Consider the following 15,894-nt stretch of genomic DNA (forward strand, 5'->3'; position numbering starts at 1 on the left):
CGGCTTTCCGGCGTGGCTTGAGCCTGCAAGGCGGCGTCGGGGTTTTTTCCCCGTCCGCGTTGACTCCGGGGAGGCCTTCCGTATATGTCGCCGCTCTTCGCCCGCCGGGGGTCCCCGCGGGCGCTATTCTTTTTGCGTTACGCTGAGGCTTCAACATGTACGCGGTGATCAAGACCGGCGGCAAGCAGTACCGGGTCCAACCGGGCGACGTGATCGTTGTCGAGAAGCTCGACGGCGAAGCCGGCGCTGCCGTCAACTTCGGTGAAGTTCTCATGCTGGGCGGCGACAAGGGCGTCACCGTCGGCGCTCCGCTGATCGACGGCGCTTCGGTCGCCGCGACGCTGGTCGAGACCCGCAAGGGTGAGAAGATCAAGATCTTCAAGAAGATCCGTCGTCAGGGCTACCGCCGCACCAACGGCCATCGTCAGATGGAATCGGTCCTGCGCATCACCGGCATCGAAGGCGCCGGCGAGAAGGCCAAGTGGGACGGCAAGGTCGAGACCCTGACCAAGGCGGAAATGAACGCCCGCGCCCGTGGCCTGGCCCCGCGCGTCGAGGCCGCCGCTGAAGAAGCCAAGCCGGCCAAGGCCGCCAAGGCTCCCGCCGCGAAGAAGGCCCCGGCCAAGAAGGCCGCCGCCGCTTCGACCGACGAAGCCTAAGAGTTCCGAACGCGCCCTCCCGGCGCGACTGTGCTAGAATGATCGTACCGGGCGCCTGAGGGCGCCGGGTGCAAACCGAAGAGAGTTACGATGGCTCACAAGAAATCCGGCGGTTCGTCGCGCAACGGTCGCGACTCCGAGTCGAAGCGCCTCGGCGTGAAGAAGTTCGGCGGCGAGCGCGTGCTGGCCGGCAACATCATCGTGCGTCAACGCGGCACCACGTTCCACCCGGGTGAGAACATGGGCATGGGTCGTGACCACACCCTCTTCGCCCTGACCAACGGCGCCGTGCAGTTCACCACCAAACGCGGTGGTCGTTGTTACGTGTCGATTCTCGCCGCCAACGACGACGCCCAGCAGGCCGCGGCCGCCGAGTAACGCGAAACGGAAATCCCCGGATCGCGTCGGCCCAAGGGCCCCGATCCGGACCAAGGGAAATATTCCGCGGGGAGTCTGGATCACCAGGCTCCCTTTTTCGTTTCCCCGCCTCGAACACCGCCCGAGCCCTCCAAGGAGGCGGTGGATTGCGAATGAGGCGTGTCATGTGCGTGATCGAACCCTCCCCCGTCGTCGAGACGCGGCGTCTGGCCCTGCGCGCCCCGCAGGCCCAGGACGTGACCCGTCTGGCCGCCCTGGCGAACGACGCCGACATCGCGCGGATGACCCTGCGGATGCCGTATCCCTATTCCACCTTCGACGCCGAGACCTTCGTCCTGAACGTTCAGGGGCAGGATCCCGCCCGGTCGCGCACCTTCCTGATCGAGCACGAGGACCACGGCCCCGTCGGCGTCATCGGCCTGTTCGAGGACGGCGATGTCGCGCCGGAGGTCGGCTACTGGATCGGCCGTCCCTTCTGGGGGCGGGGCTATGCGACCGAGGCGCTGGAGGCCGGCGTCGCCTGGGCCAGCCGCAAGTGGAAGCGCCGGGCGCTGGTCGCCGGCCACTTCTCCGACAACCCCGCCTCGGGTCGGGTGCTGGAGAAGGCGGGCTTCCTGTACACGGGCGAGGTCCGCAACGGCTTCAGTCGCGCCCGCGGCGAGGACGCCCGTACCCGCCGGATGGTCTGGCTGGCCTGAAGTTTGGGCCGCGGTCAGAAGGCTCCGCCTTCTCGACCCGACGCGGCCTGGCGCTTCGCGCACGCCCTATCCTGATCCACCGTGATACGGCGCCCGACGTCCAGCCTGCGCGAAGCGCCAGGCCGCGTCGGGTCGGGAGGTCCCGAAGGGCCGACGACCGCGGCCCAGTAAAAATGCGCTCTTCGGCTTTCAGCCGAGGAGCGCGTTCAGCCGAAGAGCGCCGGGCCCGCCATCGCCGCCACGGCGGCGGCGCCCGCGGCCACGGCGACCACCACCCCGGCCACGAAGGCGAGCAGGGTCCGCGCCTTGCGCTGACGACGCAGGCCGCTGGACCTCACGCCGCGCAGGATGACGAACGGTTTGGGGCCGAAGACCTCGGACCCCGAGATGTTGTGCTGGGACATGACGCTCCCCCTCGACTACGCCCGCTTGGGGCCGGGAGGAGCGAAGCGGGCGAGGGCGGGCGAAAAAATGGCGAACGCTGCTCACCCACACATCCGTGATCGGATGAACAATGTCCGCTCTTCAATGGCTTAGCTTGTTTCGGGCGGTTTCAGCCGCACCAGACCAGCCGACCGCTCCATGCCCTGTAGTAGCCGCTGCGCGGGTCGTAGGACCGATAGTTGGCCCGGCACCAGTCGACGCGGCGCGCATCCCGGCCCCCGCCGTAGCCATGCCCGCCGCCCGGGAAGACGACGTCCGGCCGCCCGTAGGCGCCTTCATAGGTCGTCCCGCCCTGGCCGTACCCGCCGTAGCCGTGGCCATAGTATTGGGAGCCATAGCCGCGGCGCGGACCATATCCGTACCCCTGGCCGTAGCCGCGACCGTAGCGGTCATGGCCGTACCCGCCGCCGTAGCTGTAGCCGGCCAGGGCCTGGTAGTCGGCGCGGGCCTGGGGGCTGACCCGGTGACGCTGGTCGCGCCAGCGGTCGCCGCAGTCGTCCCGGCTCGCGTCCCAGAACCGGTCGCAGCGATAGTCGCCCGGCCGGTCCAGCTGGCTGCGCCAGTCGAAGTTCGACGGCACGGCGTTCGAGCGCCAGCGCGGGGTGTAGTATCGCGACGGCTCGGGGTCGTAGCCCCCGCTGTAGCCACTGTTGCCGTACTCATAGCCATAGCCCTCGTTCCAGGACTGGGCGGCGACGGGCGCGGCGGTCAGGACCAGTCCGACGGCGGCGATCAGGGCAGGGGCGGCTCGCATGGTTAATTCTCCGGGGCGGCCCGATACGCGGCCTCGAAAAACGATACTGGCAGGCTTCAGGGCAGGGTGACGGCGATCCGTCCGCTGCGGGTGTCCACGTGACGCATCAGCACCACGCGATCGCCGCCGGCGCTGACCGGGGCGATGATGAACCAGCCGCCCGCGGGGAGGCCGGTGAACTCGAAGCGGCCGTCCCGGCACACAGCCGACCGGACGAAACCGCGATAGTCGGCGTTGGGATCCGCGACGGTGCGGGCCCGCACGACGGCTTCCGGCAGGGCGGCGCGATCGGTCGAGCCGTACAGGGTGCGGAAGCGCGCGCGGGTGTAGGGGGTGTCGGGCGTCAGGGCGACCGAGCCGGTGCAGGCGTACGCCTGACCCTCGCGGCGATAGTCGATTCGGCCCTCGATGGCGCCGCGACCGGTGCCGGACGACCAGTTGAAATCGGCGATGTTGAACGGCGCCGGGCCCGAGGGGCCGACCGGGGCCACGGGCGCGGTTGCGCAACCGGCCAGGACGGCGCCGGCGGCGGTGAGGACGGCGAGGGTTTGAAGGGACCGGGCGATGGACATGGCTCTCTCCGTTGGGGGGCTCGGGTCGAACATCCGATCAGACGCTCAACGCCGCCATAAGGTCAAGGTTGCGACCGTTTGGACCGTGGTCCACAAGCGCGCCACAAATCCGGCGCGAGACCGGCTATAGGGGACGTCCATGACAGTCACGTTTGACGACATTCTGGCCGCGCGGGAGCGGATCGCCGGCCAGGTCGACCGCACGCCGGTCCGCTATTCCCGCCGTCTGTCCCAGCTGACGGGCGCCGAGGTCTGGATCAAATTCGACAACCTGCATTTCACCGGCAGCTTCAAGGAGCGCGGGGCGCTGAACCGCCTGCTCCAGCTGACGCCGGAAGAGCGCAAGCGCGGCGTCGTCGCCGCCAGCGCGGGCAATCACGCGCAGGCGTTGGCCTATCACGGCGGCCGTCTGGGCGTGCCCGTGACCATCGTCATGCCCGAGGGCACGCCCTTCGTGAAGATCGACGGCACGCGCCAGCACGGCGCCAATGTCGTCATCAAGGGACTGGATTTCTCCGGCTCGACCGAGGAGGCCCATCGCCTGCGCGATGAGGAGGGCTTCGTCTTCGTGTCGGCCTTCGATGACGAGGGAATCGTCGCCGGTCAGGGCGTCTGCGGGCTGGAGTTCATGGAGGATGCGCCGGACCTCGACGTCCTGATCATCCCCATCGGCGGCGGCGGCCTGATCGCAGGCTCGGCGCTGGCGGCCAAGACGCTGAAGCCGTCGATCCGCATCGTCGGGGTCGAGGCGGCCATGTACCCTTCGTTCAACGCCCGCCGTCAGGGCGAGACGCCGAAATGCGGCGGCCAGACGATCGCCGAGGGCATCGCCATCAAGGCCGTGGGCGACATCCCCTTCGCCATCGCCGACGGTCTGATCGACGAGGTTCTCGTCTGCCAGGAGGCCGACTTCGAGAAGGGCGTCGCCTTCCTCGCCACCATGGAACGGACGGTCGCCGAGGGCGCGGGCGCCGGCGGTCTCGCCGCCATGCTGGCCTATCCGGACAAGTTCAAGGGGCTGAAGGTCGGCATCGAGCTGACCGGCGGCAATATCGACGCCCGCATGCTGGCCGTGGTGCTGAACCGCGAGCTGGTCCGCGAGAAGCGGCTGATCGTCTATCGCATCCTCGGCGACGATCGCCCGGGCATGCTGTCGAAAATGAGCGCCGTCATCGGCGGGCTTGGCGGAAACATCATCGACGTGGTGCATAACCGGCTGGCGCTGGACGTGCCGGCCAAGGGCGCGGAGTTCGACATCATGGTCGAGACCCGCGGCGAGGCGCACGCCGAGGAAATCAGACAGGGACTTGAAGGTGCGGGCTATGAACTCCGGATGGGTTAAGGGCGCCGCGGCGCTGGCCATGATCGCGGCGCTGGCCGCCTGCAACCGCGCGCCCGAGGCCGGCGGCGGCGACGCCGAGGCCAACCTCAAGGCGGGTCAGGCCTTCCTCGAGAAGAACGCCCGGGAAGAGGGCGTCCGCACCCTGCCGGGCGGCATCCAGTACAAGGTTGTCCAGTCTGGTCCCGCCGGCGGCGAAAGCCCCGACGGCAACGATCTGGTCCGCGTCGACTACGAGGGTTCGCTGATCGACGGCTCGGTCTTCGACAGCTCCTACGAAAAGGGCCAGCCCGCCGTCTTCACGCTCGATCAGGTCGTCAGCGGCTGGACGGAGGTGCTGCAGCACATGAAGGTCGGCGACGAGTGGATCGTCTATCTGCCCGCCGAAAAGGGCTACCGCGATCAGGTCTCGCCCGAGATCCCGGCCAACAGCGTGCTGGTCTTCCGCCTGAAGCTGCTGGACCTCGCCCGCAACCCGGGTGACGGCTCCCTCGGCCGCGCGGCGACCGCCAACGGCTAGGCCGCGAGCAGCCGCCCCAGCGCCCACTCCGCCGCGTCCCGCACCACGGGGTCGGGATCGTCCAGCAGCGCCCGGGTTGACGGGATCAGCCCGGCATCCCCGCTGTTGCCGATGGCGTACAGCACATTGCGGACGAAGCGGTTGCGCCCGATCCGCTTGACCGGGCTCTTGGTGAACAGCGCCCGGAACGAGGGGTCGTCCAGCGCCGCCAGATCGGCCAGGCGGGGCGAGACCAGGCTGTCGCGCGCCTGCACCCGGCTTTCGCTGGCCTCGGCGGCGAACTTGTTCCACGGGCAGGACGCCAGGCAGTCGTCGCAGCCGTAGATCCGGCTGCCCGTCGCCTCGCGGAACTCCTCCGGCCACGACCCGGCGAACTCGATGGTCAGGTAGGACAGGCACCGCCGCGCATCCAGCTGGAACGGCGCCGGGAAGGCATTGGTCGGGCAGGCGTCCAGACAGGCGGTGCAGCGGCCGCAGTGCTCGGTCTCCGGCGCGTCCGGCTCGAATTCGGCCGCGCTCAGGATGACCCCCAGGAACAGCCAATTGCCGTGGCTGCGCGACAGCAGGTTGGTGTGCTTTCCCTGCCAGCCCAGCCCGGCCCGTTGCGCCAGCGGCTTTTCCATCAGGGGGGCGGTGTCGACAAAGACCTTCACGTCCTGGCCGGTCTTCGCCGCGATCTGTCCCGCGAGGGTCTTCAGCCGGCCCTTGATCACCTCGTGATAGTCGTCGCCCCGGGCGTAGACCGAAATGTAGCCGGCCGACCGGTCCGCCAGCTCCGGCAGCGGATCATGGCCGGGGCCGTAGTTGAGCCCCAGCACGATGGCGGTCCTGGCCCCGTCCCACATCGAGGTCGGATGGGCCCGGCGCTCCAGCGTGGTCTCCATCCAGCCCATCTCGCCGTGCCGTCCGGCCTCGACGAAATGCGCCAGCCGCTCGCCCGCGCTCCACGGCTCCGACGCCGAGGCGAACCGGCAGACGTCGAAGCCCAGCCCGGCGGCGGCCTTGCGGAGGGTGTCGCGGGGGTCGGCCATGGGCCTCCGTCAGCTCTGGGCGCCGGCCAGCATCTCGCGGCGAACGGCGTCCAGACGGATCCGTTCCGTCACCAGGGCGCTGATCCGTTCTGCGGCGGCGGTCCCGGCCGCTTCGTCATTGCGCGCGGCGGCGTCGGCCAGTGCGTCGATGGCGTCCGCGATCTGCTCCTCGACCGCGGCCGTCTCGTGCATCGAGGCCATCACGCGGGTCATGGTCTGGCCGAAGGGTGTCGCGGCCATCTCGGGGGTGCTGCGCAGGTCCCGCTCGACCCCGCGCAGCTGGACACGCAGACGGGCGACGATCTCACGCATCGTCGTCGCGTGACCCCGCAGCCGGACCGCCGTGGCCGCGCCGTCGGCATTGCCGAAATACTGGTCGTGCAGGTGCTGGGTCCAGACGATGATCGCCCGGTTGCTCTCGACCTGGGTCATGGCGAACTCGCGCGCCGGGCCGGTCGAACCCTCCGCGAAGCCTTCCATCATCACCACCTCGGCCTGCAGATGGGCCAGCGTCAGCTTGTAGAAACCGGCGTCCAGACGGACCAGGTCCTCCTGTCGCCCCGACGCCGCCGCTTCCATCAGCTGGATGTATTCCTCGCAGGCCTGCCCGGTGGAGATCATCAGGGTCCCGGTGCGGTCGGCCAGTCGCCCCATGCTCGTCAGACGCATCTCGTTCTGGGCGGACAGGGGCACGATGGCGGCCGGGCGCGGAATCTCGGTCGGCAGGCTGCGGTAGAAGTCCATTTCCGAGGCCAGACGCGCCCGGGCCTCGGCCGCCCAGGTCGTCACCCATTCGCGGGCGCGCGCCTTGGACGGGTCGTTCAGCTTGGTCACCAGGGTATTCGGCGCGTCGGTCAGCCACAGGATGGTGTCGACGCGGCGGCTGGTCAGTTCCGAATAGCCCCGGGTCCAGGCGGCCGTGCGCGCCAGCCATTCCTGCATGGCCGCCGCCTCGCGCTCCTGCGGCGCGCTCATCGCCGACGGAGCCGTCGCCGCCGTCGCCGCCGACATCGGCGCGACGCACAGCGTCATCGCGGCCAGCAGGGCCGTCTTCTGGAACTTCAACATGGAATCGGCCCCCGCCTCAGAAATCGAGGTCGGTATAATGGCCCGCCGGGGCCACCCCTGGGAAGCGGTCGGACAGCAGGGTGCGGAAACAGGGCCGCGACTTCAGCTTCATGTACCAGGTCTTCAGCGCCGGATAGTTCGCCCAGCCGATCTCGCTGAAATAGTCCAGCACCGACAGGTGGGCGGCCGCGACGATGTCCGCCTGGCTCATGCGCCGACCGGCCAGCCAGTCGCGTTCTCCCAGCAGGGCCTCCATCATCACCAGATGGTGCTTCAGCGCCTCGCGCCCGGCGCGCAGGGCCCGGGCCTCCGGCGGGCCCAGCCGCAGCAGGGGCTTCTCCATCCGCTCGTGCAGGAGCACTGCGTCCACCTCGTCGGTGAAGCGGCGATCAAACCAGCTGACCAGACGCCGGGTCTCGGCCCGTTCGAACGGGTCGGACGGCATCAGGAAGGCGTCCTTGGTCCGGTCCTCCAGCCAGCCCAGGATCGCCGTCTGCTCGCAGACCGTCAGCACCCGGCTGTTGGCCGTGGTCTGAAGGACCGGGGTCATGCCCGACGGATTCAGGGTGGCGACCGGGCAGTCCGGCTCCCACGGCTTTACCGCGTTCTCCTCGAACGCGACCTTGGCCTCGCCCAGCGCCAGTCGCGCGGCGCGCGAGGCGGGGTCGAAGGCGAAGTGGAAGAGAACCGAAACCGACATTGGCCGATCCATGCGCCCAAGGCCGTTAAGCGCGCGTTAGTCATCCGCCCCGGGAGAGGCCGTATCGGCGGCTTTTTTCGGCGGCTTCGCGACGACCGGCGTCGGGCCGCGCGGGTCCGGGTGGATCATGATGTCGGCGTGCGGCCACATCGCCGTCAGCCGGTTCTCCGCCGCCTCGAGGATGTCGTGCGCCTGAGCCAGGGTCAGGTCGGCCGCCATGTCGACGTGCATCTGGATCATCAGAACCGGCCCGGCCTGCCGGGTGCGCAGCCGGTGGACGCCGGAAATGCGGGGGTCGGACAGGACAGCAGTGGTGATCGAGGCCCGGTCAGAGTCCGAGGCGGTCCGGTCCAGCAGTTCGTCCGCAGCCCCCTTCAGCACGCTGGTCGCGCCCCAGAACAGCCAGACGGCGACCACCAGCCCGGCGGCGGCGTCCAGTCCCGGCGCGGTCAGGAAGGCGCCCGAGATCACCCCGATCAGAACGACCACATTCGCCGCCAGGTCCGAAGCGTAATGGGCGCGATCCGCGCTGACGGCGGTCGAGCCGCTCGCCCGGATCGCCCGGCCCTGCTGCCAGATCAGCCAGCCGGTCAGGGCCATGGAAATCGCGATCACCGTCACGCCGGCCCAGCCCGCCGTCACCGGACGCGGGTCGAACAGGCGCTGGATGGCCTCCCAGCCGATGAAGACGGCCGAAGCGAAGACCAGCCCCGCCTGCACCAGCGCGGCCATGGCCTCGCCCTTGCCGTGGCCGAAACGATGGTCCTCGTCCGGCGGCGCGGCCGCCCAGCGCACGGCGAAGAAGGTGGCCAGCGAGGCGATCAGGTCCAGCGCCGAATCGGCCAGCGAGGCGAGGATCGACACCGATCCCGAAGCCCCGAGGGCGAAGGTCTTCAGCACAATGAGCGCCACGGCCACGGCCACCGACAGGCGCGTGACGCCGCGCGTGGCCGCGTGAGCGTCTTCGAGGGAGGAAGCGGTCATGTCGCGACTTGTCGCGGAAACCCGTGCGCCTGCCAAGTGATCGCGCATACCGGCGTTAGCGTGTTCGTCATGAAACCGCCTCATGGTCACGCCCCGTTAGGGTTTCCGGGCGTCGCAGTAGCCGGGGGAGACGGGGATGGACACCTTCGGTGAACGCTGGATCGGGCGCGGCGAGGCGCTCAGCCGGCTGGGGGTCAAGGCGCAAACGCTTTACGCCTACGTCAGTCGTGGACGGATCGCCGCGCGACCGGATCCCGCCGATCCCCGCCGCAGCCTCTATGCCGTCCGCGATATCGCCCGCCTGACCGGGGCGCCGATCCCGGGAGACGAGGCCGCCCGTCCCATCGAACGGGGCCCCGCCGCGCGGGGCGAGGCCGATCTGGAGTCGTCGGTCAGCGTCATCGCTTCGGGCCGGCTGTTCTATCGCGGCATGGACGCGGTGCAGTTGTCGAACGCCGCGACGCTCGAGGACGTCGCCCGCCATCTCTGGAGCGCCCGCGCCGCCAATCCTTTCGCCCAGGTCAAGCCGCGCGTCGGCGTCACCCCCGGCGGCTCGGCGCGCGCCCGTCTGTTCACCGCCCTGTCGCGCCGCGCCGACGAAGACGCCGAAGCGAAGGTCCGCGACCCGGAGGCCCTGCGCATCGAATGCGCGCGGGTGCTGGACGAGGCCGTCGACGCCGTCGCCGGCCCCGGCCCGCGCCTGTTCCTGCACCAGCGGCTCGCCCGCTTCTGGAAGGCGCCCGAGCGGGACGCCCAGTTGATCCGCCGGGCCCTGGTCCTGTCCGCCGACGCCGGCATGGACGCCGCCGTGATCGCCACCCGCGCGGTCGCCGGCGGCGGCGCTTCCCTCGCGGCGGCGGCGCTCGCCGGACTGACCGTGGCCGCCGCGTCGCCGCTGGTCGCGGGCGCCGTGCGCGCCTCCGCCTGGGTCAACGCCGCACGGCGTCACCCCGCCGAGACGCTGCGCGATCTTGATCTGGCCGGGTTCGGCGACCCGGACTGGTCCGGAGGCGATCCCCGCGCCGAGGCCCTGCTGGCCGCCGCCGACCTGCCGATCGACCTGCAGCGGGTGCTGCGGGACGGGGAGGCCGCCGCCGGACGGCCGCCCGCCTTCGCCCTTGCCCTGGCGACGGCCACGCGCCGGATGGAGCTGCCGCGCGACGCGGCGCAGGACATTCTCCTGACCGGCCGCCTCGCCGGTCTGCTGGCCCATGCGCTGGACCAGTGTCTTGACGGCTCGCCTATCCGGGCGCGCCTGCGCTATGTGGGACCGGAGCCGGGCGCGCACTGAGGCGACGGACCCGGGGTTAAGGGAAATCCATGGCTGACTGGCTTGCGGCGATCCTCCTCGGCCTGATCGAGGGTCTGACCGAGTTCATTCCGGTGTCCTCCACCGGTCACCTGCTTCTTCTGCGCGAGGCGCTGGGGCTGACCGACGCCCGCTGGACCTCCTTCGTGGTCATGATCCAGCTCGGCGCCATCCTGGCCCTCGTGCTGCTCTACTTCGGTCGCCTGTGGAAGGTGCTGATCGGCCTGCCGACGGACCCCAAGGCCCGCCATTTCGCCATCAGCGTCCTGATCGCCTTCATTCCGTCCCTGCTGGCGGGGGCGTTCCTGTACGACTTCATCAAGGGCTATCTGTTCGAGACGCCCCAGATCATCTGCATCAGCCTGATCGTCGGCGGCTTCCTGCTGATGGCGCTGGATCGCTGGGCGCCGATGCCCAAACATTTCGACGCCATGCAACTGACCTGGAAGACCTCGGCCCTGATCGGCCTGTTCCAGTGCCTGGCCCTCGTCCCCGGCGTGTCGCGCTCGGGCTCGACCATCGCCGGCGGCCTGCTGCTGAAGCTGGAGAAGCCGGCGGCGGCGGAGTTCTCGTTCTTCCTGGCTATCCCGACCATGGTCGGCGCCTTCACCTACGACCTGATCAAAAGCGGCGGCGAGCTGGACCTCAGTTTCGGCTGGGTCATCGCGGTGGGCTTCATCAGCGCCTTTGTCGCCGGCCTGATCGTGGTGCGGTTCCTGATGCGCTTCGTCGCCGACTACGGCTTCACCCCCTTCGCCATCTGGCGGATCGTGGTCGGTGTCGTCGGCCTCATGGCGCTCTGGGTCTACTGATCGCCTGAAACGAAAAAGGCCGGGCTGGATCGCTCCAGCCCGGCCTTTTCATGTCTGCCTTGCGGATCAGGCCGCGACCGGCTCCGCGAACTGGCCGCCCTTGCGGTAGCGCCACAGATAGCTGGCGGCCACCGCCTCGACACCCGTCGGCTCGATGCCTAGGTCGGCCAGCCCCTTGGCGCCGCCGGAGACCACGTTGTCGCTCTTCAGCAGTTCGACCTGGTCTTCGGTCAGGACCGGCTTCAGGCCGATGATCGCCGGGATCTGCGCCAGGGCGCCGATCAGCTTCGCGACGAAGAAGGGCAGGGGCACGAGGCCCGGGGTGCGATAGGTCTCGCGCGAGACCAGCTTCAGCACATCCTCGAAGGTCATGATCGCCGGTCCGCCCAGCTCGTAGGTCTGGCCGGCCGAGTCGCTGCGGCCCAGGGCGATGGCGATCGCGGCGGCGACGTCGCCGACATAGACCGGCTGGAATTTCGTCTGGCCGCCGCCGATCAGCGGCAGGACCGGAGCGGTCTGGGCCATCTTGCCGAACTTGTTCAGGAAGTCGTCGCCCGCGCCGAACACGACCGACGGGCGCACGATGATCGCGTCCGGCTTGACCTCGCGCACCGCCATCTCGGCCTCGGCCTTGGTGCGGGCGTAGTCGGAGGCGCTTTCCGGATTGGCGCCCAGGGCCGACATCTGCAGCAGGCGGATGTCCGCCGCGGCGCAGGCTTCGGCGATCGTGCGCGACACGCCGACATGCAGGTCCTGGAATTTGCGGCCGCCGCCTTCGTACAGGATGCCGACCAGATTGATCGCGGCGTCCGCGCCGTGCAGCGCCTCGGCCACCTGGGCGGCGTCGGTCGCGTCGCAGCGGATGGTCTTGATCTGACCGACCGTTCCGGCCGTCTGCAGCTTCCAGGCGCGGTCCGGACGACGGCAGGCGATGCGGATACGCCAGCCCCTGCGGGCCAGGGCGCTCACCACCTGGCTGCCGACGAATCCCGAGCCGCCGAAGACGGTGATCAGGCCGGGGGCGACTTCGCTCATGTCAGAACTCCAATGCGGACGGCGCGGGAATACCCTTGCACGACGGCGGATTAGACGATGGCGGGGGGGCTCGCAACGCAAACGCAAAAAATGCTGGAAAAGGTTGTTGACCCGGTCCGGGCACTGCCTTAGAGGTCCGCGCCTTCCAGACGGAAACGCCGCTCGCGGCACGGACGTTTGGCCCAGATGGCGGAATTGGTAGACGCGCTGGCTTCAGGTGCCAGTGACTGAAAGGTCGTGGAGGTTCGAGTCCTCTTCTGGGCACCAATTATTGAAAAGGCGCTGCATCGTCCGATGCGGCGCCTTTTCTCTTTTGGGCCTTGGCTCGACGCATACTGGTGGCCCTCAGGCGGGGTCAGTGCGGCGAAGTGATTAGTGGCTAGTGGCTAGTTGTTGCAGCGTCACCGCCTGCGGAAGGGCGGCGCAAACCGTGCGGTCGCAGGCTGCTGGCCAGCCACTGGCCACTAGCCACCAGCCACTTTCGAGCCCCTGTCAGACGGGATTGCGCTCGCATCCCCACGGCCAAGGCGCTACCTACTCCCCATGACCGTTTATCTTCACGAAGGCGACCTGCCCGACGGCCTCGATCTGGGGCCGGTGGTGGCCGTCGATTCCGAGACCATGGGCCTGCGCTTCCGCCGCGACCCCCTGTGCGTGGTGCAACTGTCGTCCGGCGACGGCGACGCCCATGTCGTGCGCCTGAATCGTCCCGCCTATGACTGCCCGAACCTGAAGCGCGTGCTGGCCGATCCGCAGGTGCTCAAGCTGTTCCACTTCGGCCGCTTCGACATCGGCATGTTCCAGCTGCACCTCGGCGTCGATACCGCCCCGGTCTACTGCACCAAGATCGCCTCCAAGCTGGCCCGCACCTACACCGACCGCCACGGCCTCAAGGACGTGGTGCGCGAATGCGCCGGCGTGGAGCTCTCCAAGGCCCAGCAGTCCAGCGACTGGGGCTCGCCGGTCCTGACCCAGGCCCAGCTCGACTACGCCGCCTCCGACGTCCTGTACCTGCACGCCGTCAAGGCGCGGCTGGACGAGATGCTGGAGCGCGAGGGTCGCACCGAACTGGCCCGCAAATGTTTCGACTTCCTGCCCACCCGCGCCGCCCTCGATCTGGCCGGCTGGGACGAGCAGGATATCTTCGCCCACGCCTGAGACTGAGGCCCGATGACCGAGGAACCGGTTGAGACCCGCAAGGCCGAGGACGAGGCCCGCGTCGCCGCGACGGCCTCGGCCTTCCGCGCGCGCTCGCGTCGGGTCCAGCTGCTGCGCCGCCTGTTGCCGGTGCTCATCCTCATCCTCGCCGGCGGCACCATCAGCTGGATCGTCCTGCGCACGGTCATGTCGGACGTCGAGCGCAAGGCCGGGACCAGCCGCGAGGTCCGCCTCGACAACCCCATGTTCCATGGTCAGGACGCCCAGGGCCGCAGCTTCGTCATCGGCGCCCAGGGCGCGGTGCGTGACCCGAACACAGGCCGCTTCCGTCTGGTCGGTCCGGCGCTGCGCCTGAACCTGGGCGGCCGCAAGGTCACCACCCTCACCGCCGACGGCGGCGAATACAACGAGGCGGCCAAGACCGTGACGATCGGTCCCAACGTGCGGATTTCCGACGGCGGATCGGGCTTTACGCTGGTCACGCCCGAGGCTGTGGTGAACACTTCGACCGGTGTCGTGACCGGTTCGAAGGGCGTTCAGGGCTCCGGCCCTCTTGGAACCATCAACGCTTCGTCCTATGCGATTTATGAACAGGGCCAACGGGTCGTGTTCAGCGGCTCGGGCGATAACAAGGTGCGCGGGACCATCAACCCGTCGAGGTCGAACTGATGACGAAGACCAAACTCCTGACCGTCGCGGCGCTCGGCCTCGGCCTTGTGGCCCTGCCGACGATCGGCGACGCTCAGAGCTTCCAGGGCGGACAGCCCATCATGTGGGGCGCCGATCAGGTGTCGCGCACGACCACGACCCTGTCGATGCAGGGCCGGGCCGAGCTGACCCAGGGCGACAGCCGCATCCGCGCCGACAATATCGAGGCCGGTCTGAACGGCGGGACCCTGACCCGCGTCGAGGCCTCGGGCAGCGTCTATTTCGTCACTCCGGAGCAGACGATCCGCGGCGACCGCGCCGTCTACACGCCCAACAATGACACCATCGTCCTGACCGGCGACGTGATCCTGACCCAGGGCGAGAACGTCATCACCGGCGCGCGGCTGGTCTACAACACCCGCACCGAGTCCGCGCAGATGGAAGGCGGCTCCGGCGGTCGGGTGCAGGGCGTCTTCTATCCCCAGAGCGGGAACTGAGCCTCCGGCTCGGAGCGACGCGTGGCCCGCAAGGAACTCTCCGCCCTCAACGTCCATGACGACGCCGCCCCGGCGCCCGCCGCTGCTGCGCGCGCCACCGGGCTGCGCGCCGAGAACCTGGCCCGGGCGTTCGGCCAGCGTCAGGTCGTCCGCGACGTCTCCCTGACCGTCCAGCGCGGCGAGGTCGCGGGCCTGCTCGGTCCCAACGGGGCGGGCAAGACCACCTGCTTCTACATGATCACCGGCCTGATCCCGCCGGACTCCGGCTCGATCTGGCTGGACGGCGAGGACATCACGGCCCAGCCGATGTACCAGCGCGCCCGAATGGGCCTCGGCTATCTGGCGCAGGAGGCCTCCATCTTCCGCGGCATGACGGTCGAACAGAACGTCCGCGCCGTGGTCGAGCTGCACCACACCGGCCAGAAGGCGATCGACGAGGAGGTCGCGCGTCTGCTGGAGGAGCTGCGCATCGATCATCTGCGTCACGCCCCGGCCTCGGGCCTGTCGGGCGGCGAGCGTCGTCGCTGCGAGATCGCCCGCGCCCTGGCCGGCCGCCCCAGCTTCATGCTGCTGGACGAACCCTTCGCGGGCATCGACCCCCTGGCCATCGCCGACATCCGTCAGGTCATCCGCTATCTGGCGGGGCAGGGCATCGGCGTCCTGATCACCGACCACAACGTCCGCGAAACCCTCGAGATCATCGACCACGCCTCGATCATCTCGGGCGGCGCCGTCCTGTTCGAGGGCAAGGCCGAGGACGTCATCCGCGACCCGGAAGTCCGCCGGGTCTATCTGGGCGACATGTACGGTTAGAGCGGCGTTCCTCCCCCTACGGGGGAGGGGGACCGCCGAAGGCGGTGGAGGGGCGCCGGATACAGGAGCGATCCATGACCCACCGCATCTTCGCCATGCCCTTCGCCTCGGTCTATCCGGCCTATATCGCCAAGGCCGAGAAGAAGGGCCGCACCCGCGCCGAGGTCGATCAGGTCATCCTCTGGCTCACCGGCTATTCTCAGGCGCAGTTCGACGCCCTGATCGCCGACAAGACCCCGTTCGAGGCCTTCTTCGCCAACGCCCCCGCCCTGAACCCGGCCCGCCAGTCGATCACCGGAACCATCTGCGGCATCCGCGTCGAGGCCATGGAGCCCGGGTTGATGCAGGAAATCCGCTACCTCGACAAACTCATCGACGAGCTGGCCAAGGGGAAGGCGATGGAGAAGGTGCTGCGCGCGCCCGCCTGACGGTTCCGCCCTGGCGGCGTCTGCGCTAGAAGCGCCGCCCACCGCCG

At 69.3% G+C, this 15,894-nt stretch carries 20 protein-coding genes and 1 tRNA gene; 13 read left to right on the forward strand and 8 right to left on the reverse strand.

Features of this window, described 5'->3' with window-relative positions:
* Positions 1–155: 155 nt before the first annotated feature.
* The 3 genes from rplU to VGE03_RS10400 all read left to right on the forward strand — a co-directional run bounded on the left by rplU (position 156) and on the right by VGE03_RS10400 (position 1,735).
* Positions 156–659 (forward strand): 50S ribosomal protein L21, encoded by a 504-nt coding sequence (gene rplU / locus VGE03_RS10390; protein WP_331046408.1) that lies wholly within the window; start codon positions 156–158, stop codon positions 657–659.
* Between the two features lie 90 nt (positions 660–749).
* Positions 750–1,037 carry a 50S ribosomal protein L27 gene (gene rpmA, locus VGE03_RS10395; RefSeq protein WP_331046409.1) on the forward strand — a complete coding sequence of 96 codons (288 nt, stop codon included), beginning with the start codon at positions 750–752 and terminating at the stop codon, positions 1,035–1,037.
* Positions 1,038–1,201: 164 nt separating this feature from the next.
* Positions 1,202–1,735, forward strand: coding sequence for a GNAT family N-acetyltransferase (locus VGE03_RS10400; protein WP_331046410.1), 534 nt, complete (start codon positions 1,202–1,204; stop codon positions 1,733–1,735).
* A gap of 206 nt (positions 1,736–1,941) precedes the next feature.
* Here the strand turns inward: VGE03_RS10400 and VGE03_RS10405 are convergent, their stop codons facing one another.
* From VGE03_RS10405 to VGE03_RS10415, 3 genes are all read right to left on the reverse strand, one after another.
* A complete protein-coding gene (locus VGE03_RS10405; RefSeq protein ID WP_331046411.1) occupies positions 1,942–2,139 on the reverse strand; it encodes a hypothetical protein in 198 nt (65 codons plus the stop codon).
* 149 nt (positions 2,140–2,288) lie between these two features.
* Positions 2,289–2,933 (reverse strand): hypothetical protein, encoded by a 645-nt coding sequence (locus VGE03_RS10410; RefSeq protein WP_331046412.1) that lies wholly within the window; start codon positions 2,931–2,933, stop codon positions 2,289–2,291.
* Positions 2,934–2,989: 56 nt separating this feature from the next.
* Positions 2,990–3,505 (reverse strand): hypothetical protein, encoded by a 516-nt coding sequence (locus tag VGE03_RS10415; RefSeq protein WP_331046413.1) that lies wholly within the window; start codon positions 3,503–3,505, stop codon positions 2,990–2,992.
* Between the two features lie 139 nt (positions 3,506–3,644).
* Here VGE03_RS10415 and VGE03_RS10420 point away from each other — a divergent pair, with 139 nt between their 5' ends.
* Together VGE03_RS10420 and VGE03_RS10425 are read left to right on the forward strand one after the other, a co-directional pair.
* Positions 3,645–4,847, forward strand: coding sequence for a threonine ammonia-lyase (locus tag VGE03_RS10420; RefSeq protein ID WP_331046414.1), 1,203 nt, complete (start codon positions 3,645–3,647; stop codon positions 4,845–4,847).
* Positions 4,828–5,364, forward strand: coding sequence for an FKBP-type peptidyl-prolyl cis-trans isomerase (locus VGE03_RS10425; RefSeq protein WP_331046415.1), 537 nt, complete (start codon positions 4,828–4,830; stop codon positions 5,362–5,364). Before VGE03_RS10420 ends, VGE03_RS10425 begins: the two co-directional genes overlap by 20 nt.
* Here the strand turns inward: VGE03_RS10425 and queG are convergent.
* Genes queG through VGE03_RS10445 form a run of 4 tightly spaced genes read right to left on the reverse strand, consistent with a single transcriptional unit; the run spans position 5,361 to position 9,147 of the window.
* Positions 5,361–6,395 carry a tRNA epoxyqueuosine(34) reductase QueG gene (gene queG / locus VGE03_RS10430; RefSeq protein ID WP_331046416.1) on the reverse strand — a complete coding sequence of 345 codons (1,035 nt, stop codon included), beginning with the start codon at positions 6,393–6,395 and terminating at the stop codon, positions 5,361–5,363. The two genes, VGE03_RS10425 and queG, sit on opposite strands and share 4 nt — an antisense overlap.
* 9 nt (positions 6,396–6,404) lie before the next feature.
* Positions 6,405–7,463 (reverse strand): hypothetical protein, encoded by a 1,059-nt coding sequence (locus tag VGE03_RS10435; RefSeq protein WP_331046417.1) that lies wholly within the window; start codon positions 7,461–7,463, stop codon positions 6,405–6,407.
* A gap of 16 nt (positions 7,464–7,479) precedes the next feature.
* Positions 7,480–8,163: a glutathione S-transferase family protein gene (locus VGE03_RS10440; RefSeq protein ID WP_331046418.1), complete on the reverse strand. Its 684-nt coding sequence runs from the start codon at positions 8,161–8,163 to the stop codon at positions 7,480–7,482.
* A 36-nt stretch (positions 8,164–8,199) separates the two neighbouring features.
* Positions 8,200–9,147 (reverse strand): cation diffusion facilitator family transporter, encoded by a 948-nt coding sequence (locus VGE03_RS10445; RefSeq protein ID WP_331046419.1) that lies wholly within the window; start codon positions 9,145–9,147, stop codon positions 8,200–8,202.
* Between the two features lie 136 nt (positions 9,148–9,283).
* Between VGE03_RS10445 and VGE03_RS10450 the strand changes: the two genes are divergently transcribed.
* Positions 9,284–10,438: a citrate/2-methylcitrate synthase gene (locus VGE03_RS10450; RefSeq protein WP_331046420.1), complete on the forward strand. Its 1,155-nt coding sequence runs from the start codon at positions 9,284–9,286 to the stop codon at positions 10,436–10,438.
* A 29-nt stretch (positions 10,439–10,467) separates the two neighbouring features.
* On the forward strand, positions 10,468–11,268 hold the full coding sequence (locus VGE03_RS10455; RefSeq protein WP_331046421.1) for an undecaprenyl-diphosphate phosphatase: 801 nt from the start codon (positions 10,468–10,470) through the stop codon (positions 11,266–11,268).
* Positions 11,269–11,334: 66 nt separating this feature from the next.
* On the opposite strand, the gene VGE03_RS10460 is transcribed toward VGE03_RS10455, so the two are convergent.
* A complete protein-coding gene (locus tag VGE03_RS10460; protein ID WP_331046422.1) occupies positions 11,335–12,303 on the reverse strand; it encodes a complex I NDUFA9 subunit family protein in 969 nt (322 codons plus the stop codon).
* A gap of 180 nt (positions 12,304–12,483) precedes the next feature.
* Between VGE03_RS10460 and VGE03_RS10465 the strand changes: the two genes are divergently transcribed.
* The 6 genes from VGE03_RS10465 to VGE03_RS10490 all read left to right on the forward strand — a co-directional run bounded on the left by VGE03_RS10465 (position 12,484) and on the right by VGE03_RS10490 (position 15,847).
* Positions 12,484–12,570, forward strand: a tRNA-Leu gene (locus tag VGE03_RS10465).
* A 276-nt stretch (positions 12,571–12,846) separates the two neighbouring features.
* Positions 12,847–13,461, forward strand: a complete 615-nt coding sequence (locus tag VGE03_RS10470) for a ribonuclease D (protein ID WP_331046423.1) — start codon at positions 12,847–12,849, stop codon at positions 13,459–13,461.
* Positions 13,462–13,473: 12 nt separating this feature from the next.
* Positions 13,474–14,130: an LPS export ABC transporter periplasmic protein LptC gene (gene lptC / locus VGE03_RS10475; protein ID WP_331046424.1), complete on the forward strand. Its 657-nt coding sequence runs from the start codon at positions 13,474–13,476 to the stop codon at positions 14,128–14,130.
* Entirely contained in the window at positions 14,130–14,606 is a 477-nt protein-coding gene (locus tag VGE03_RS10480; RefSeq protein ID WP_331046425.1) for an LptA/OstA family protein, read from the forward strand. Before lptC ends, VGE03_RS10480 begins: the two co-directional genes overlap by 1 nt.
* Positions 14,607–14,627: 21 nt before the next feature.
* A complete protein-coding gene (gene lptB / locus VGE03_RS10485) occupies positions 14,628–15,419 on the forward strand; it encodes an LPS export ABC transporter ATP-binding protein (RefSeq protein WP_331046426.1) in 792 nt (263 codons plus the stop codon).
* A 74-nt stretch (positions 15,420–15,493) separates the two neighbouring features.
* A complete protein-coding gene (locus VGE03_RS10490; protein WP_331046427.1) occupies positions 15,494–15,847 on the forward strand; it encodes a DUF2200 domain-containing protein in 354 nt (117 codons plus the stop codon).
* The last annotated feature ends 47 nt before the right edge of the window (positions 15,848–15,894 follow it).

The organism is Brevundimonas sp. (assembly GCF_036400995.1).
GTDB lineage: Bacteria > Pseudomonadota > Alphaproteobacteria > Caulobacterales > Caulobacteraceae > Brevundimonas.

Excerpts from the sequence above, each read along its gene's own strand:
- queG (WP_331046416.1), bottom strand. The coding sequence starts at position 6,395 with ATGGCCGACCCCCGCGACACCCTCCGCAAGGCCGCCGCCGGGCTGGGC.
- VGE03_RS10490 (WP_331046427.1), top strand. The coding sequence starts at position 15,494 with ATGACCCACCGCATCTTCGCCATGCCCTTCGCCTCGGTCTATCCGGCC.
- rplU (WP_331046408.1), top strand. The coding sequence starts at position 156 with ATGTACGCGGTGATCAAGACCGGCGGCAAGCAGTACCGGGTCCAACCG.
- VGE03_RS10425 (WP_331046415.1), top strand. The coding sequence starts at position 4,828 with ATGAACTCCGGATGGGTTAAGGGCGCCGCGGCGCTGGCCATGATCGCG.
- VGE03_RS10460 (WP_331046422.1), bottom strand. The coding sequence starts at position 12,303 with ATGAGCGAAGTCGCCCCCGGCCTGATCACCGTCTTCGGCGGCTCGGGA.
- rpmA (WP_331046409.1), top strand. The coding sequence starts at position 750 with ATGGCTCACAAGAAATCCGGCGGTTCGTCGCGCAACGGTCGCGACTCC.
- VGE03_RS10415 (WP_331046413.1), bottom strand. The coding sequence starts at position 3,505 with ATGTCCATCGCCCGGTCCCTTCAAACCCTCGCCGTCCTCACCGCCGCC.
- VGE03_RS10405 (WP_331046411.1), bottom strand. The coding sequence starts at position 2,139 with ATGTCCCAGCACAACATCTCGGGGTCCGAGGTCTTCGGCCCCAAACCG.
- VGE03_RS10450 (WP_331046420.1), top strand. The coding sequence starts at position 9,284 with ATGGACACCTTCGGTGAACGCTGGATCGGGCGCGGCGAGGCGCTCAGC.
- VGE03_RS10440 (WP_331046418.1), bottom strand. The coding sequence starts at position 8,163 with ATGTCGGTTTCGGTTCTCTTCCACTTCGCCTTCGACCCCGCCTCGCGC.
- VGE03_RS10445 (WP_331046419.1), bottom strand. The coding sequence starts at position 9,147 with ATGACCGCTTCCTCCCTCGAAGACGCTCACGCGGCCACGCGCGGCGTC.
- VGE03_RS10400 (WP_331046410.1), top strand. The coding sequence starts at position 1,202 with ATGTGCGTGATCGAACCCTCCCCCGTCGTCGAGACGCGGCGTCTGGCC.
- VGE03_RS10455 (WP_331046421.1), top strand. The coding sequence starts at position 10,468 with ATGGCTGACTGGCTTGCGGCGATCCTCCTCGGCCTGATCGAGGGTCTG.
- lptC (WP_331046424.1), top strand. The coding sequence starts at position 13,474 with ATGACCGAGGAACCGGTTGAGACCCGCAAGGCCGAGGACGAGGCCCGC.
- VGE03_RS10480 (WP_331046425.1), top strand. The coding sequence starts at position 14,130 with ATGACGAAGACCAAACTCCTGACCGTCGCGGCGCTCGGCCTCGGCCTT.
- VGE03_RS10410 (WP_331046412.1), bottom strand. The coding sequence starts at position 2,933 with ATGCGAGCCGCCCCTGCCCTGATCGCCGCCGTCGGACTGGTCCTGACC.
- VGE03_RS10435 (WP_331046417.1), bottom strand. The coding sequence starts at position 7,463 with ATGTTGAAGTTCCAGAAGACGGCCCTGCTGGCCGCGATGACGCTGTGC.
- VGE03_RS10470 (WP_331046423.1), top strand. The coding sequence starts at position 12,847 with ATGACCGTTTATCTTCACGAAGGCGACCTGCCCGACGGCCTCGATCTG.
- VGE03_RS10420 (WP_331046414.1), top strand. The coding sequence starts at position 3,645 with ATGACAGTCACGTTTGACGACATTCTGGCCGCGCGGGAGCGGATCGCC.